At 50.7% G+C, this 15,549-nt stretch carries 13 protein-coding genes and 2 pseudogenes; 4 read left to right on the top strand and 11 right to left on the bottom strand.

Annotation, left to right across the window (positions count from 1 at the left end):
• The first annotated feature begins 55 nt into the window (after positions 1–55).
• Both HA50_RS26530 and HA50_RS26525 read left to right on the top strand, forming a co-directional pair.
• Positions 56–1,141 (top strand): hypothetical protein, encoded by a 1,086-nt coding sequence (locus HA50_RS26530; protein WP_084879767.1) that lies wholly within the window; start codon positions 56–58, stop codon positions 1,139–1,141.
• Between the two features lie 10 nt (positions 1,142–1,151).
• Positions 1,152–2,525, top strand: a complete 1,374-nt coding sequence (locus tag HA50_RS26525; RefSeq protein ID WP_084879766.1) for a hypothetical protein — start codon at positions 1,152–1,154, stop codon at positions 2,523–2,525.
• Positions 2,526–2,987: 462 nt separating this feature from the next.
• On the opposite strand, the gene HA50_RS26520 is transcribed toward HA50_RS26525, so the two are convergent.
• The 4 genes and pseudogenes from HA50_RS26520 to istA all read right to left on the bottom strand — a co-directional run bounded on the left by HA50_RS26520 (position 2,988) and on the right by istA (position 6,675).
• The gene (locus tag HA50_RS26520) at positions 2,988–3,314 is read right to left on the bottom strand and encodes a hypothetical protein (RefSeq protein WP_084879765.1); all 327 of its coding nucleotides are present in this window, start codon (positions 3,312–3,314) and stop codon (positions 2,988–2,990) included.
• A gap of 403 nt (positions 3,315–3,717) precedes the next feature.
• The gene (locus tag HA50_RS26515) at positions 3,718–4,644 is read right to left on the bottom strand and encodes a LysR family transcriptional regulator (protein WP_084879764.1); all 927 of its coding nucleotides are present in this window, start codon (positions 4,642–4,644) and stop codon (positions 3,718–3,720) included.
• Positions 4,645–4,739: 95 nt separating this feature from the next.
• Positions 4,740–5,535, bottom strand: a pseudogene (istB, locus tag HA50_RS26510) (IS21-like element helper ATPase IstB).
• A pseudogene (gene istA, locus HA50_RS26505) lies at positions 5,535–6,675 on the bottom strand (IS21 family transposase). Before istA ends, istB begins: the two co-directional pseudogenes overlap by 1 nt.
• Before the next feature lie 837 nt (positions 6,676–7,512).
• Between istA and HA50_RS26500 the strand changes: the two are divergent.
• Positions 7,513–9,579, top strand: a complete 2,067-nt coding sequence (locus HA50_RS26500) for a TonB-dependent receptor family protein (RefSeq protein WP_084879763.1) — start codon at positions 7,513–7,515, stop codon at positions 9,577–9,579.
• A 41-nt stretch (positions 9,580–9,620) separates the two neighbouring features.
• Here HA50_RS26500 and HA50_RS26495 read toward each other — a convergent pair whose 3' ends face one another.
• Complete coding sequence (locus HA50_RS26495) at positions 9,621–10,736, bottom strand: ABC transporter substrate-binding protein (protein WP_084879762.1); 1,116 nt, start codon at positions 10,734–10,736, stop codon at positions 9,621–9,623.
• Positions 10,737–11,145: 409 nt separating this feature from the next.
• Here HA50_RS26495 and HA50_RS26490 point away from each other — a divergent pair, with 409 nt between their 5' ends.
• Positions 11,146–12,060 carry a GGDEF domain-containing protein gene (locus HA50_RS26490; RefSeq protein WP_084879761.1) on the top strand — a complete coding sequence of 305 codons (915 nt, stop codon included), beginning with the start codon at positions 11,146–11,148 and terminating at the stop codon, positions 12,058–12,060.
• Between the two features lie 82 nt (positions 12,061–12,142).
• Here the strand turns inward: HA50_RS26490 and HA50_RS31445 are convergent, their stop codons facing one another.
• The 6 genes from HA50_RS31445 to ompC all read right to left on the bottom strand — a co-directional run bounded on the left by HA50_RS31445 (position 12,143) and on the right by ompC (position 15,292).
• The gene (locus tag HA50_RS31445) at positions 12,143–12,295 is read right to left on the bottom strand and encodes a hypothetical protein (RefSeq protein ID WP_158087447.1); all 153 of its coding nucleotides are present in this window, start codon (positions 12,293–12,295) and stop codon (positions 12,143–12,145) included.
• On the bottom strand, positions 12,292–12,507 hold the full coding sequence (locus tag HA50_RS26485) for an MFS transporter (protein ID WP_084879760.1): 216 nt from the start codon (positions 12,505–12,507) through the stop codon (positions 12,292–12,294). Before HA50_RS26485 ends, HA50_RS31445 begins: the two co-directional genes overlap by 4 nt.
• Before the next feature lie 73 nt (positions 12,508–12,580).
• Positions 12,581–12,880 (bottom strand): helix-turn-helix domain-containing protein, encoded by a 300-nt coding sequence (locus tag HA50_RS26480; RefSeq protein ID WP_084879759.1) that lies wholly within the window; start codon positions 12,878–12,880, stop codon positions 12,581–12,583.
• A 52-nt stretch (positions 12,881–12,932) separates the two neighbouring features.
• The gene (locus tag HA50_RS26475) at positions 12,933–13,394 is read right to left on the bottom strand and encodes a nuclear transport factor 2 family protein (RefSeq protein ID WP_084879758.1); all 462 of its coding nucleotides are present in this window, start codon (positions 13,392–13,394) and stop codon (positions 12,933–12,935) included.
• Between the two features lie 117 nt (positions 13,395–13,511).
• Entirely contained in the window at positions 13,512–14,084 is a 573-nt protein-coding gene (locus tag HA50_RS26470; protein ID WP_084879757.1) for a helix-turn-helix domain-containing protein, read from the bottom strand.
• An 86-nt stretch (positions 14,085–14,170) separates the two neighbouring features.
• Positions 14,171–15,292 carry a porin OmpC gene (gene ompC, locus HA50_RS26465; RefSeq protein ID WP_084879756.1) on the bottom strand — a complete coding sequence of 374 codons (1,122 nt, stop codon included), beginning with the start codon at positions 15,290–15,292 and terminating at the stop codon, positions 14,171–14,173.
• Positions 15,293–15,549 lie beyond the last annotated feature (257 nt).

Here is a 15,549-nt window from a genome sequence, read left to right as displayed (position 1 = left end):
TTTTTATTGATGCATTCTTATTCATAATAATTACCATCTGCGAGAAAACAGCATCATGCTTAGCCAGCTGACATTACGGTTCCCGAAAAAACTGATTGAGGGTCTCAAGTCCCGCGCCTCTGCGGAAGACACCTCGGTAAACGCCCTGACCGAAAAACTCCTCGATGGCGCGCTCAGGACCACCTCACCCGATGACGCCTATTTTGCCCTGCAGGCCGATCCCGGTGGAACACTGGAGTCACTCTACCGGAAGGTGATCCGGGGAGAAACCTTCGGGCGTCAGTCCCTGAAAACCGCAGAGCTGCGCTGGCTGTTTACCCGGGCACATGCCGCCTGCCAGACCGGCAGTGCGTTCATGAGCTGGCCGGTCATGGAGGCGCTGCTGAACATCACCTTCGGGGCGCTGGTTCACGCCTCGGAAAACGGAATTGCCGTGGACACGCCCTACATCAACCGGGCCTTTGATCTCACCGGGCAGAACTACCGGGAAGAGACGGAAAGGTTCATGGCGGCCATGCCGCATAACGTGGACTCGGGCTGGGCTGAATTCCTGCTGCGCCCCCTCTCTTCCGGCGCGCTGAACCTCGCGGCCTTTCCGGATGAAGTGCTGTCGCGGATCTGCACGCCGGCACGACTGAAACTCATCTTCCCGCTGGTCATTCGGGCGCAGAACCTGGACCAGAACACGATGCAAGGGTGGGCGGCAGCAACCGGATTGGTGACGGATGATCTCAGCCGGACGGCAACGGTGTCGGACATCTGTCTGCATCTGCAGGTCCGGGGCAACCGCTATCCGCAACTGCCAGGTACCGCGTGGCAGGCACCGGCATTCAGCCTGTTCGTGAGCGCCGGCCGGGTGTCACTCGCTCTGGGCTGGGACGTGTTCAGTGCGCTGGTTCGCTATATGCAGGCCCGTGCGTGGCTGGGAGCCACGCACGAGTGGAACGCCCGGGACAGCCTGGTGTCGCTGTATATCCCCCGTGGCGAAGGGGAAAGTGTGATACTGGGTCTGGACGGAACCCACATCGCCATGACGCTGGACGAATACCTGCAGCTGGAGGCGGCTCTATTGACGGTGGTGGCCACGCCTGACACGGCACCGGTATTGGCAGAGCTTCGCGCCCTGTACGGGGATCTGTGAGGAGACACATATGTACAATAACCTGCCAGCCCTGACGGAAAGCATTCTCTGGGATGAAAGGCTTCTGTCAGCCGATTATGCTGCGCTGAATGAGGATGCGCTACGGGGTGCCCTGGAGAATTATCTTCAGGCGGTTAAAGTGCTTCGGGGTGAGTGGCATGCCCCGGAAGCGTCGCCACTCAGCCTGTGGATCGCCCGCCACGATCAGTTGGCACTGTACCGCCCGGGATTACTGTCTGCCGAACGCATTATACTGACCGATGCCTTGGAAGAGGCGGCGTTACGGCTGGACAGCGTGGAGATGGCCTCCGCCACTGACCTTCTGGTACAGAAGCGTGATACCGACAGACTGGCAGATATCAAGACCGGCGTGGCACAGTTCATCCGTTTTGCTAAGGATAATTTTCTGCTGATCCGGGCCGGGTTTATTGCCTTCACGCCCTGTGAATCAGCAAGGCAGGATCAGCAGCGCAGGATGCAGCTCCTGCAGGATAATCCCGATCGGCATTTCCTTAACGGTGTGATGCCTCCGGCAGTGGTTCAGCTCTACGAGCGCAGTCTCACCGTACGGGGCATAAGGCGGGTCAGCGACGAAGGGCATTATCGTTTTGTATCAGGTAAAACCCTGCCGGGTGAAATTATGCTGGAACTGCGGGACTGCCTCAGTCCATTCACAAATGCCTATATTTACCAGGAGCTACAGCCGATCCAGGTAAATGAAGACGGAACGTTCACAGTAAGGATCACCGGCGGGAAACACGAAAGCCGTAAAGGGTATGACAGATGGGTGCGCGGGGCCATGAACCGGAGCATCTATTTTCATTACCGTGGCCTTCTGACCGATCTCAGCCAGTCAGCACAGACTGGCGCATCACTGGTCACACGATGTCCGCTTCAGGGAAAAATACTGGCGAAGCTTGATGCGCCGGGGCGACTCTCTCGCCGGATGCTGGAGGTTGACATTCCGTTTCTGCAGAACCTGTCGCTCGGGGACATCTTCCGGATCCGCACAGATTACGAGCCGAGTGTGACTGCGTTCAGACGCTCGTTGCGCGACGCGGCTCTGGAAATGGAGCAGGCGTCCGGTGCCGATGCAATCCGCCTGCTGCAGCTGCGTTTCCGGGAGCGTATTGCCGATGAGGGACTGGAGGATCTGCGACAGAAACTGAGCGCCTGGAAACGGCAGAGCATGCTGGATACAGCCCTGCTCACCTTACCTGCCGTTCTGGGGTACACGGGAGCCCCGGCAGTTTCCACACTGGCCACCGGTGCGATCAGTCTTCTCCAGGCAACCCAGGGGGCGTACCGTAATCACAGGGAAATCACCCGCCACCCTTCCTGGTTTCTGTTTCGCAGCTTAGACAGCAAGTCCCTGAAAAGATGAGCGCCTCAGGCCATTCTCAGTAATTTAAGAATGTACCGGGAAAGATATACGTTGACTGGGGCAGCGCAGGACTTTTTTAGACTGAGACCAGCTTAATACTGGTCTCAGTGGTTAATATGCTGGACTGCTTAGGAACGGACTAATCGTGCTTTCAGTCTTGACTCAGAAGTCGTGACTATACGTCCCTTGCGACCAAGCGTACCTGTCTGCTTCAGTTCGGTAACGAGCTCTGCCCTCAGAGCCTCATGAATTGACTGATTGCGTGACATTTCCTGAGAGGTAAGCAGACGCGGAGTAAGACGCGTAACTTTACCGTTTGTCGGTTTCGAGTACATAAAATTTACCTCCTCTCGAATGTCTTCTCTATATGTATAGTTTACATTAGCCGCATATTTCTTCAACAGTCGATGGTAGTAGCGCGCCAGCGTCTCCTTATAGGGAGCGGCGAACACGATGGTTGCTCTAGCTAGCTAGATCTAAAATGGCTACAGCGATGCCCTCAACAAAAAGTCTTTCAAGCTCTTCCTCGTCGTAATGCATATCGGTGTACCGTTCAAATTTCTGAAGGCCACTGATTGAATAGAGAGCCTGAATATCAAAAAAATCCACCATCAAGGTGTTCTCGCTCAGTTCTGCCTCGGTGTAGTAACTGTCCAGATAGGGGACAAGAACAGCTCCTCCCTTGAATTCGACAACGTACTCACTCTGTAGTCCTCCCGGCTTATCAACGCTGACCAGATAGCGCAGGGGGTTCTTATCCGACGCAAACTCCCTAACCTGTATTCTCATAAATAAACTGCCAGCCCAGAAAGTTATGGTTTAACCGGAAGATTAAAGCAATCAATTCAAAAATGTCACCACCAGTCGTGTTCCGTCAGTCGGAGGCGTATTTCCGACTCTACCTTTTTCCGGATCTCTCAGATTTAACAAGCACGATATGTGCTAAATACAACAAAAACAGAAAGCAGAAAAGAGAGTAAGGGCGTGGAGCAGCATGAATCAGGCATTAATCCTCAAAGCTAACCAGCTAAAATGAAAAAAGACAAACGAAAAATACAGTCGCTATGTAGATAATGGGGGCCTCTAACCGGAGCCGGCCCTCTGACAGGTGGTGGTGGCAGTAAGCACTTGAAAAATCTCAGCCAAGAGGGCGGAGGCTGTCTTTGAAAAGGGGCATGCAGCAACACATTCTTCAATAAGAAAAACCGTTATTACATAACACTTCCTGAGCATTCAGGACGGCCTCCCGCTTTTCATTGAGGCGGGTTGCGGCGTAGATATCTATATTTAGCTTCTGAGATTCCCGGTCTGCCAGCTCGCGGTAGCACAGCCCCTCCAGATTAAACGTACATTTTGACTGAGGCATCAGGGCAAATCCCTTTCCCCGCGCTATGTGGGTGAGCATGACGAGTGAGTCATCCGGCTCTTTAACCTTTTTAAGGGGGAAGTTAAGCAAATCAAAATAGCTTTCACATTTGTCATAGAATGACGGGTTGGCGCTTCTTGCAAACCAGAAGAGCGGTAAGTCACTGACGTCTTCCAGCGATACTTTATCTTTAAGGCTTGCAGGGTGCATGGCCGGCATTGCCATCAGCAGAGGCTCGCGGCAGACCCAGCGATACTGAACGATGTCTTCATGGCCGATACCCTTTTCCCCGGTAAGCACGAGGTCAAACGTGTTTTTCGACAGGCTCCGAAGCAGTTGTGCAGACGTCAGATACGGTGTTTCAACATCGTCACCAGCCTCCAGCGTACCCAGCAGCCTGTTAACGGGTTCGATCAGTTCAAAATTGAGGGTCCCGGTAAGCCCGATGCGCAGGCTCTTTTCTGATGAAAGTGAATCTGTTTTCAGTTCACTGAGCACCTGAAGGAGCTTCTCTGCTTTTATTACCAGCAAGCGGCCTGCTTCTGTCAGACTAACATCATGTGTATTGCGGCTGAACAGCTGCTGATCAAGAACGGCTTCCAGACACTTGATCTGACGGGTTAGCGGAGGCTGGGTCATTCTGAGCCGTTCGGCCGCTCTGCGAAAGTTCAGCTCATGCGCCACGGCAAGAAAACACTGAAGCTGTTTGACGCTGGGAAGATTGTTGCTGATTAGGTGCCCTGCAATAGCCATAGACTCCATCCTGCCAGTCAAAATTTTATTCTACCTTTTCAACGCCACGATCTTTGACCGTTATTTGCCATTTTCATGCCCGCCAGATACTTTCGTTACTGATGCTGTCCGCTTTTCACCATTTCATCGTCACTGATTGGCGTTGCGTTTTTGGTCAGCACTCCAGCTTTGCGTTTCTCCTTTAACCGGTAACTTTCTCCTTTTTATATTCAGCGTGGTTGAGTGATGCAGCAGCCGATCCAGGATCGCCGTTGCCAGTACGTTATCTCCGAACATCTCTCCCCAGTCTGCGAAGTCTTTGTTTGACGTCAGGATAATGCTCGCTTTTTCATATCGACGGTTCAGTAGCCGGAAGAACAGGCTGGCTTCCTCTCTGGTCACTGGCAGATAGCCTATTTCATCCAGGATCAGTACCCGGGCATAACTCAGTTGCTGTAGCTGACGCTCCAGTCGGTTTTCCTGTTTCGCTTTCATCAGCGTTGCGATCAGCCTGTCCAGTGGCATGAACAGTACCCGATGCCCTGCATCCGCCGCTTTCACGCCGAGAGCAACGGCCAGATGGGTTTTTCCGACGCCTGGAGGTCCCAGCAGGATCACGTTTTCGCTGCGTTCCACGAACGCCAGACCGGCCAGCTCCCGGACAACTTTACGATCGATGCCCGGCTGGAAGGTAAAGTCGAACTGCTCCAGCGTTTTGACCCACGGCAGACGAGCCTGTTTCAGCCGGGACTCCATGCCACGCTGATGCCTGCCGTTCCATTCCTGCTGCAGCGCCATACACAGGAACTCCCGGTAGTTCAGCTCTTTTTTAGCCGCCTGCTCCAGCAGGCTTTCAACGTGATAGCTCAGCTCCATTTTCAGGCGGCTCAGCAGTGCTTCAAGTTCATGCATTACAGCAACTCCTCATACGCACTCAGTGGACGATGCTCCACCATGCTGACCTGTTGCCAGAGCGGGGCATGATGTTCCGGCACTGTCTGCCAGCCTGATGATGCTGAACAGAGGCGGTGTGATGCCACCTGTAGCTCATTACTGTAGATCCGCAACTCATCATCCAGCGATATTCGTATCGAGACCGGCTGACCACACAGCGTTTCGGGAACACTGTAACGATTGCCGCCAACCTCGATATAGCTGTCCCAGGACACATGGCGGATATCGAAGTAGCTGGTATCGAAGTCCGTATCCGGCAACGGCTGCAGATGCTCCTGTTCCAGCGCGAAGCGCTGCTCTGGTGTTTGTCTGAACTGGCGAAGCTCCCGTTGATCAGCAACATCAGCCATCCACTGCTCCAGTTGCTGGTTTACATGGGTGACGCTGTCGAACCTGCGGTACCGGACGAAGAACTTTGCCTTTGGTTCTGGCCCTGCGCGGACGGCAGGCCCGGGGCAGGAAGTCATAGTGGTCGGCCAGCAACAGGAACCCGGAGTTGAACACCACTTTCCCGTTGTTATTCTTCAGCACCGCGGCTTTCTGGTTATCAACCAGCACCGTTTTCACACTGCCACCGAAGTAGCGGAAGGCGCGAACCAGTGACTCGTAGGTGTGCTCAGCATCCTGTTTTGGCGCGGCGAAGACATGGAAGCGGCGGGAGAACCCCAGCGTATTAACCGCGAAGTTAACTTTGCACCGCTGCCCGGCAACCTCCACCTCGACTTCGCCCCAGTCGTGCTGGAGCTGATACCCTGGCTGGGTTTCAAAGCGGACCGTTCTTTTTGATGTCCGCATTTTACGTTTGGGCTGGATGTAGTAACGCAGCATGGAACGCCCGCCCATATAGCCCATTGCCTTTATCTCTGCGAGGATAACCTCGCTATTCCAGACATTCTCTGCCAGGCGCATGTCGATGTAATCCATAAATGGTTTCAGCTTAACCATTTTGTGGCGGGTCTTTCTGGCTGGCGGTTCAGGGTATTTGAGATAGCGTCTGACAGTCCGTTCAGAGCAACCCACCTGAGTCGCAATATCGACAATGTACGCACCCTGCTGGCGCATTTGCTTTATCATGTAAAAGTCCTCTCTGCTCTGCATGTTGATGTCCTTTCTGGTGTGAGAACCTTAAGGAAACAACATGTTGGGTGGAGCGGACAATGCTAATGGTGAATTACCGTCTTATATCACTGGCGCTAACAACCTTTTTTCCACACAGACATAACACGAAAATTCATTTAAGAAAACGCCCAATTCACTGTGATGCAAATTTTATATTACACATTTAACAATTCCATCCCTGTCACAGATTGATAAATTTCTTCCGACCCCAATCCCTAATCAGATATCCTTTCGGAGATAAGAATGTCATCTAATTATGTACTGGTATCGCGCTTCCCATTAAAAAATAATTTTTACCGTCAGATGCTTTTTCATCATTAAAAAGACACAGAGAGTTCGCGCTATTATTATTGCTAGCTAGCTAGGTCTACATTCTATTCCCTTAATCAATTATCTCTGTTACCCGTTCAATCTGCTAATAGCACCTTTCTGAGTCATTCATGTGCACTTGAGCGAAAGATGTCTGTTCATACTATGGCATGCTTATCGGTGGGTAACACATTTGGCACGATTGAATCCGGCTTTTATGGGCAACAAAGGGAAAATAAGGCTGCTAATTCAAAAAAGTAGAACATGAATTTCATAAATTTTGAACATCAGATGTTCGTCATCATTCCATGTCCCTGCACCCTGCTTCCTTTCTGACTTCCTGTAATTTCTGGAACCCTTCGCAGGCTGCCTTTATCCAGCAAAAGCTGTGAATTTCTCTTCTTGACATAGATTTACGTTCATCCCAGGAATGTTAAGACGCGTTTGATAATGATAATGTTTATCAGAATCATTACGATATACTTACATTAATATTCAGGGTTGAAGATGAGACGCACAAAGATTGCCGCAGCAATGGCCATGATTCTGGCCGGTAAGTTCAGTTACGCAGCAGAACAGACATTAACGGTTTCGGGAAACGTACTGGGCGATTCCCGCGCCGAAGAAGTTAAAACCTGGGCAGGTAGCCGCACCGTGATCAGTAACGATCAATTAACCAAAGGCGGTAACCGTACCCTTGACGACGCATTACAGCGCGTGCCCGGCGTCAAGATACAGGATGAAACCGGCACCGGCGTCCTGCCACAGATAGCGGTGCGTGGTTTATATGACAGCCGAAGCGGCCGTGCGCAGATTCTCGAAGATGGCATCCCTCTGGCGTTAGCCCCCTACGGTCAGGAAGGAATGTCACTGTTCCCGGTGACCTTCTCGACCATCGATCGCATTGATGTGGTTCGCGGTGGTGCCGCAGTGCAATACGGCCCTAACAACGTTGGCGGCGTCATCAACCTGATCAGTAAACCGATCCCGTTGAAATGGGAAAATGAAATTTCCCAGCGCGCCACGTTTTATGGCAAAGGACGCAACCTCTGGGATACCTACCTGCGCACGGGTGGGATGCTCAGCGATGATTTTGGCTTGCAGGTAGAAGCAAACCAGGTAAAAGGCAGTTCGTTCCGCGAGCACAGCGACAGTAAAGTCCAGAACTTTCGCGTGCGTGGCCTGTGGAACATCAATGAAGACACCACGTTAAATCTTTCCTACCAGTACTATGATGCACACGCAGATCTGGCGGGTGCCCTCTCGACCGCCGATTACAAACGCGACCGCCATCAGAGTACCCGCCCCTGGGATGACTACGACGGTCACACCAAACGCTATAGTGCGGTCTATAACCAGCAGTTAGGGTCACTGGGCTTTATTGATAACGCCGAGTTTAACTGGATGTTCTTCGGCCATGAGTCTGATCGTGATTTCCACGTCGGTATGAGCAAAGTCCCCGGACAGAGCTTCAACCCGGCATTGCCCGCTGATATTGTGCAGAACTCCCCACGCAATTTTAAGGTCTGGGGAACTGAGCCACGTATTAGCATGGACATCAACGGCGACAACGTGAACCAGCAGTGGATTGTGGGCGGTCGCTTTGTCAGCGAGAAGATCGATTACCAGGTTCGCCAGCGTACCCTTGCGACTGGCACGACAGCGGTGACGCGTGACTGGGACTTTGATGATAAAGCCTGGGCCGGTTACATCAGCAACGCCGTCAAACTGTTCAATGACACTCTGACCATTACGCCTGGCATGCGTTATGAAAACGTCAGTGAAAAATACACGGACAAGAAAACCGGCCAGCGTACCTCAGCGCCAGACACCCAGTGGCTGCCTGGCCTGACTGTTGGCTACCAGCTTACCCCGCAGTGGTTCCTGTATGCTGATATGCAGAAAAGCCTGCGTCCGGCGCAGGTTACGCAGATCGTCAAAGGCGGCGATGTCAGTTCCGAACTGGCATGGAATTATGAGAGCGGCGTTCGTTACACGCCAACCGAGAACGTCAGCCTGCACGCGGGCCTGTATCGTATCGATTATAAAGACCAGATTTCCTACGACAGCGTGTCTGACAGTTATCTGAATATCGGTCGCACCCGTCATCAGGGCGTTGAGCTGGAAGGTTTCTGGAGCCCTGCAGCGGTGGAAGGACTCAAGCTGCATGCGGGCTATGCTTACCTGCAGGCGGAGCAGCGTAACGGTGTGAATCGCGGTAAAGAGGTGCCGTACGCCTCGCGAACTCAATTAACGCTGGATGGCAGTTACGACTGGCGTGAGACCACCTTCTCCCTGTCGAGCTACTACTTCAGTAAGTCGTTTGCGGATGCCGCCAACACCGTTGAGGAGAACAGCACAGGCTCTGTTGGTCAGATGCCGTCTTACTGGGTATGGAATGCGCAGGTCAGCCGCGATCTGTATAAATCTGGCCGCACCGTGCTGAACGGCTATGTTGGCATCAATAATATCTTTAATCGCGACTACTGGTTCCGCGGTATCGATACCAGCCCATGGGGACGTCAGCCCGCTCCCGGGCGTTCTGTCACGGCAGGAGTCAGCCTGAAGTTCTGATAGCAAAAAGCAAGCCCGTTCAGTTGAACGGGCTTGCTGCATCAGGGCTGGACGTAAAACAGCCCGCTGTAAGGGATCCCGGTGAAATCGTGGTACAGCGACGCTAAATCGGCCTGGGGATCGACATCAGTGAACTGCTGGGGATGAAAAAGTTTGGCCATCGCTTCCAGCGCCACAACGTTAAAAGGGCTGTCGTAGAACTGATGATAAATCGCCATAACCCGGTTGGTTCTTGCTACGGGTAGCACACTCACGCTCTCCCGCTGCATCAGTTTCTGCAGTTTTGGTAAGGTATCTGCGCGGGTGGCTTCATATCCCAGCGGCACCGCCTGAGAAGGTCCTCCGCGCTGGCTCCAGTCGGTACCGCTCATCAGATACACATCGGGACAGGCCACAATCAGCAGCTCAGGGCTGATATCTGCTCCCTGCGGCGGCACCTTGTCCGCCATCAGATTGCGGCCACCCGCTTCAGGAATAAACTCACCAAAGCTGTCACGTCCAAATACAGCACAGCAGTTCATGCCCGTCATACCGGCATGATTTTCAAACACCACCCCTGGCCAGGTTGCTTTGGGGATCGCTGCCACACGCTGGCGGGTACGATCCAGTAACTGACTCCAGCGCTGAATGAACCGTCCGGCATTCTGCTGTTCACCGGTTACCTCCCCCAACAGCTGCATGCTGACCGGAGTGTGGGTTAACGGCTGCTGGCGAAAATCGATAAACACAACCGGAATGCCGCTTTTTTCCAGCAAAGCCAGCGTCCCCTCACTTTTCAGTTTCGCCAGAATACCCGTATCGAAAACAATCAGGTCTGGCTTCAGCGTCATCGCCTGTTCAACGTTAAAACTGCTGCGGTAAGGATTGATGAAAACCGGTATAGACGGCAGCGCAGGATACTGGTGCGCAAAATACCGGCCCATATCTGGTGCCCGGGTCTGGAGTGAATCATCCCAGCCGACGATTCCTTTAAGACCATTACCCGGATGCAGCAGGCTCATCGGTAAGAGCATGCGACTGTCTGCCAGAATAATCCGCGTCGCCGGCACGTTAACAGTGACGTGCCGCCCGGCGAGATCGGTAACGGTAACGGGTTGTGCCCCGGCTGCCCACGAGCATAGTAAGGCGCTCACCCCTGCAATCCACAGCCCTTTCATTTTCAACTATTTCCTTACATTAAATTCTTAATGGCATCTTAAATTCCGTTCATGCCCCCAATCTTGAAGAGAGGATTGCCACACCGGAGAAGCCATAATAGAGGAGTAACAGGATATCCGATCTTGAGTATAAACCTGTCTGCAGAGTATCTGAGAGACAAAAACGATGGTAAAAATCCTCTGATTAAAATACAGCTGGAGAATCTGGAAAAAAACATTCAGAGAATATTCCATTTTATTCTTCTATTATGTACCTACCTGAACGCGATCGCTTAAAGTCATTTTTCAAAACGGCCTCACCCAAAGAAAAACGCATTTTATGCTTGACTCCTATTTGCAAAACCTTAACTTTTATAATTGCCTTCCATGTTATAAATTAACGATGAAATGATTTAGTTCAGGTGGAAAAATGCCCTTCAGGTTACACAGTAAATTGATTCATGAAGTTGGGAGCTCCAGAGGCCTGCTGTACAGGATGATAATTTCCTATGCGTTTACCCTCGGCTCAGCAATCGTGCTACTGGCGATCATTAAAGAAAAAACATCAAATATTAATGTTTATTTCATAATTAATCTCCTAACGATTTTCCTGCTCACCTGGTTTATAAGAAGATCATTCAAAATATACTTACAGAAAAGACATTTCACCACGTTCAGAATAGGGCTTTTCCTTCTTTTAAACTCCACTCTGGCATCTATGGCCGGCGGTCTGAAAGTCATTGACAGGGATACAACCTCTCTTATCGCTGCTGTGCTGTATGCACCGGCCATCCTGCTCTTTATTTATTCGTTCAACAACTTTATCAACTTTGTCAACGAACGGTATAAATCCGTCGTAGGCCTGTCTCTGACAGATGAGCTGACCGGCCTTCCCAACAGGCGTCATATGAACCTGAAGTTAAAGGAAATTGAAAATACTGCGGGTGTCATCTGCATCATGGACATTGATGACTTCAAGAAAATCAATGACTCGTACGGTCATGATATGGGAGACAGTGTTCTCAGACAGGTTGGTGCCATTCTTAAAAATTTCATTGATGACAAAACATTTATCGCGCGTTCTGGTGGAGAAGAATTCTCAGTCATCATTACCGGAGATGACCATCTGAATGGCATCATTGAAGAAATAAAAAAATCCATATCCCTGATCTCCATCGAAGGCACCTTAGTCACAGTCAGCATCGGTGTGTCAGAAAAGAAGGAGCAGCAAACCACCTCCTGCGTGTTATCCGCAGCTGATTCAGCCTTGTATCAATCTAAACGGAGCGGGAAAAATAAAATAACCTATTATCCGGTTTCAAAGAGATTTCTGGAAATCAGTTAAGAGCGAATGAAGAATAATAAGGATATTCCTAAACAGGCCAGAAACTGATTTAACCAATAATAGGTTTCGCGCGTTGCTATGGTTAGCTCAGCACCATATCGTAAGCGCTCGACCAGATCCGGATTAGAGATAAACAGGCGACCAAACGCCACTGCATCGATGTTAGGAAAACAATTTCTGAATTTAATTCAGGATTGACCACCACGCGGCCGGCTGCGATGACTGAATCTGTCATTTCTGACTCCTTCTGGTGATGTGAACCAAGAGATACATGAGCAACAGCGCTATTGCTGAGAACACCACGCCAACCCAACCTGTGGAAATCCAGGAGCCACCCGCAGCAATTGCCAGTCCGCCACAGGCGGCCCCCAGCGCATTGGAAATATTAAATGCGCTATGCGTCAGTGAAGAAACCAGTGTCTGCGCGTCACCCGCGATATTCATCATATGAGACTGCAGCGCAGGCACCAGCGCGAATCCGTTACCGAGAAAGAGCTGCGCTGTAAATCAAAACACGGGATCAGATATGAAACGCCACGCGTTTCCCAGTTGGGAGTTCGACATCAAGGCTGAGCTTTCCACCCATTGCCTCGATATAACGCTTAAGCGTGACAATCTTGAGCTCGTTACCGCGCTGCTCCAGCTGCGTGATAGCAGGTTGGCTGATCCCCATCGCCTCGGCGACGTTTTTCTGTGACAGCTGCAGTTCTTCACGCATCATCTGCAGCCCGGTTTCCAGGATCATCTCGTCAGCCATTTCACGAATACGTGCCTGGCTCTCCGGAGAGCGTGCGGCAATCGCGTCATCAAGCGTTCTCATTTTTTACCCTCCCCTTATTCTGCTCATTAAACCCCGCCTCAGCGCATACTAATCAAAACATACTGTTACCGCTTACCGTCTTTTCCGGAATCGCCTGGGTCACATCCCAATGCTCAACAATTTTTCCATTTTCCAGTCGGAAAATGTCGACAATGGCATTCCCACGCGTGCCCGTCTCTCTGACTGCGTGGACATGCAGGATGACATAGTTACCATCAACAAAGCTGCTGACGATTTCACTATGAGACTGCGGATATTTTTGTTTCAGAAATGCAATAAACTTCCTGAATCCCGCCGGTCCATCTTCAGCATTTGGATTATGCTGCCGGTACTCACTTCCCACATACTTCAGTGCGGCATCTGCATTTTTCTGGTTAAGCCCTAATTCATAAAATGCCAGTACAACCTGGCGATTTACTTCGGCAGACGTGGGTTGGGTGGAAACCTGCGATTTGGCACAACCGGTTAACATGACAAGTGCGGCCAGCGTTGCCGCAATAGAAAGCTTGCGCATAATTTTGTCCCTTTAGCGATTTTGCAACCGGACTGCATCGTCGTTGCCAACCGGTGCCAAAACATTACCATACCGGTTCAGTCTGATTTGTCAGCTATTTCCGTGTTTGACCCGCACTTAAGGGCTGATCAGCTTTTGAATAATCATTATCCACGCCGGGTTATCATCGGTGAACTCACGCCTGATTTTCGCTGGAGTGAAGCCGGTCACTTCTCTGACTGTGCGTGTAAACGAAGCCTGGCAGTTGAATCCATTTTCAATAGCAATTTCAAGGATCCTTTTTTTGCTGCAAATTAATGCTAATGAGGCATTGATGACCCGGCGGATACGCACATATTCATAGATATTGAGACCCGTCAATTGCAGGAATTTTCGCTGAAAATGCCAGACTGAATACCCGCTTCGGCCAGATATCTTTTCAACCGATAACGCCTGATCAAGATGATCGTCTATCCATGCAATCATCTCCTGAATAACCGAGAACATCACGCCATCGCGTAGCCCTGGTTGTGCTGAAACACCACCGGTTATCCGGAACGAATTTCCCTCACCCTGCGCGGATGGAATCAGAACATTCAATGTGACCCGGTTTTGAATCAGACTCAAATTAACTTTTGTCTGCGGTGTATTCACGCTCTGACGGTACACCAGAAGTTTCACTGTGGATTGAGCGACAGCACTCGGCAACATAATAAAAGGCTCCGGAATCTGTAAGGATATTCAATTGCGCAGAGCAGGCATTTCTCTGCGCTAATTTCCTTAATCTTTCAACTCACTCAGAATTGATACACCAGGCCCACAGCCAGGATGTCATCCGTTGATACCCCAGCTGCTTCAGAGAAGTCGCTTTTATCAATCAGATTGAGTTTGTAATCAACGTAAGCCAGCATATTCTGGTTAAACAGGTAAGAGCCGCCAAAATCGACAAACTTAACCAGATCCTGATTGCCATACGTTCTGCCATTACCCGCCGCCCCCAGATTCTTCGCGCGCGCCTGGTTGTAGGCAATAAAAGGTACCCAGCCTGAGTCAAAAGTATATTGGGCGAAGGCTTCAAAAATATCTGACTGGTTGGCATAACCATACACCCCAGCCCCTGAGCTGCTGCCAAACCGTGAGGCGTTATAAGCCTGCGTATACATCACGCCCAGATACACATTGTGCGCATCATATTTTAGCGACGCAGAATAGGCTTCTGCCTTGTCTCCACGGCCCATAATGCCCGCGGTATCGTTTTGCGCGTTGGTTCGGTCCGAACTGGTAAAGGCACCCACCGCCTTGAATCCATTGCCGAAAGCGTAAGCCACGGACATCCCATAACCATCGCCATTCTGACGTAATACGTCACGGGCGCCTGGCTCCCCGCCGCCATCGTTTTTCCCCTGATACTGTAAGGCAAAGTCCAGGCCATCAACTAAGCCAAAGAAGTCGGTATTGCGGTAAGTCGCAAGGTTATTACCACGACGAAACATAAACTGATCGGTGTTATAGGTTTGCGCATCAAATTCCGGCTCCATATCCGTCTGGCTCAGCGCGTCATACAGGACACCAACGTTACGACCATAATCAAACGAGCCATAATCGCCCACTTTAATACCGGCAAAACCGAGGCGGGTGAACATCGAGTCGCCATCGCTTTCCGCCTGGTTGGTATTAAACTGACTTTGCCACTGGCCATAGCCGGTCAGCAAATCTGAAATTTGCGTTTGTCCTTTGAAACCGATGCGCATATAAGACTGATCGCCATCCTGACTTTTATCATTACTGAAGTAATGCAGCCCGGAAACCAGACCATAGAGATCAAGCTTGTTACCATCTTTATTGTAAATCTCGGCAGCGGACACAGATCCTGTCATAAAGACGCAAGGTGCCATCAGCATCAAATATTTTGCTTTCATTTATTCCCCTTCAGGATGGATTAAAACATCGACCAGCAAAAGTCTGGATATTAAACATCCCAGTGGCATTGAAACACTTTGGAATTAATTATGCGGCGATTATCCGGGGAGGTTTCCTGAAAAGGTAGTTATACGAAAGGATATGTATACGAACGGATAGTTATACAAAGGGATAATTGAAAAACTTTTTGGTGTGAGAACCCATCGCAAAAACAGCGCCTGTTTTATAAATATCCATGAAAGGCGTTATTTCATTC

Source organism: Pantoea cypripedii, assembly GCF_002095535.1.
Lineage (GTDB): Bacteria > Pseudomonadota > Gammaproteobacteria > Enterobacterales > Enterobacteriaceae > Pantoea > Pantoea cypripedii.
The sequence above is the reverse complement of the archived record's forward strand: the minus strand, read 5'-3'. Positions and strand labels throughout refer to the sequence as shown.

Bases quoted from the DNA above. Each gene is read 5' to 3' on its own strand.
- HA50_RS26475 (WP_084879758.1), bottom strand. From the start codon at position 13,394: ATGCGCAAGCTTTCTATTGCGGCAACGCTGGCCGCACTTGTCATGTTA.
- HA50_RS26515 (WP_084879764.1), bottom strand. From the start codon at position 4,644: ATGGCTATTGCAGGGCACCTAATCAGCAACAATCTTCCCAGCGTCAAA.
- HA50_RS26495 (WP_084879762.1), bottom strand. From the start codon at position 10,736: ATGAAAGGGCTGTGGATTGCAGGGGTGAGCGCCTTACTATGCTCGTGG.
- HA50_RS26470 (WP_084879757.1), bottom strand. From the start codon at position 14,084: ATGTTGCCGAGTGCTGTCGCTCAATCCACAGTGAAACTTCTGGTGTAC.
- ompC (WP_084879756.1), bottom strand. From the start codon at position 15,292: ATGAAAGCAAAATATTTGATGCTGATGGCACCTTGCGTCTTTATGACA.
- HA50_RS26490 (WP_084879761.1), top strand. From the start codon at position 11,146: ATGCCCTTCAGGTTACACAGTAAATTGATTCATGAAGTTGGGAGCTCC.
- HA50_RS26480 (WP_084879759.1), bottom strand. From the start codon at position 12,880: ATGAGAACGCTTGATGACGCGATTGCCGCACGCTCTCCGGAGAGCCAG.
- HA50_RS26485 (WP_084879760.1), bottom strand. From the start codon at position 12,507: ATGATGAATATCGCGGGTGACGCGCAGACACTGGTTTCTTCACTGACG.
- HA50_RS26520 (WP_084879765.1), bottom strand. From the start codon at position 3,314: ATGAGAATACAGGTTAGGGAGTTTGCGTCGGATAAGAACCCCCTGCGC.
- HA50_RS26500 (WP_084879763.1), top strand. From the start codon at position 7,513: ATGAGACGCACAAAGATTGCCGCAGCAATGGCCATGATTCTGGCCGGT.
- HA50_RS31445 (WP_158087447.1), bottom strand. From the start codon at position 12,295: ATGACAGATTCAGTCATCGCAGCCGGCCGCGTGGTGGTCAATCCTGAA.
- HA50_RS26530 (WP_084879767.1), top strand. From the start codon at position 56: ATGCTTAGCCAGCTGACATTACGGTTCCCGAAAAAACTGATTGAGGGT.
- HA50_RS26525 (WP_084879766.1), top strand. From the start codon at position 1,152: ATGTACAATAACCTGCCAGCCCTGACGGAAAGCATTCTCTGGGATGAA.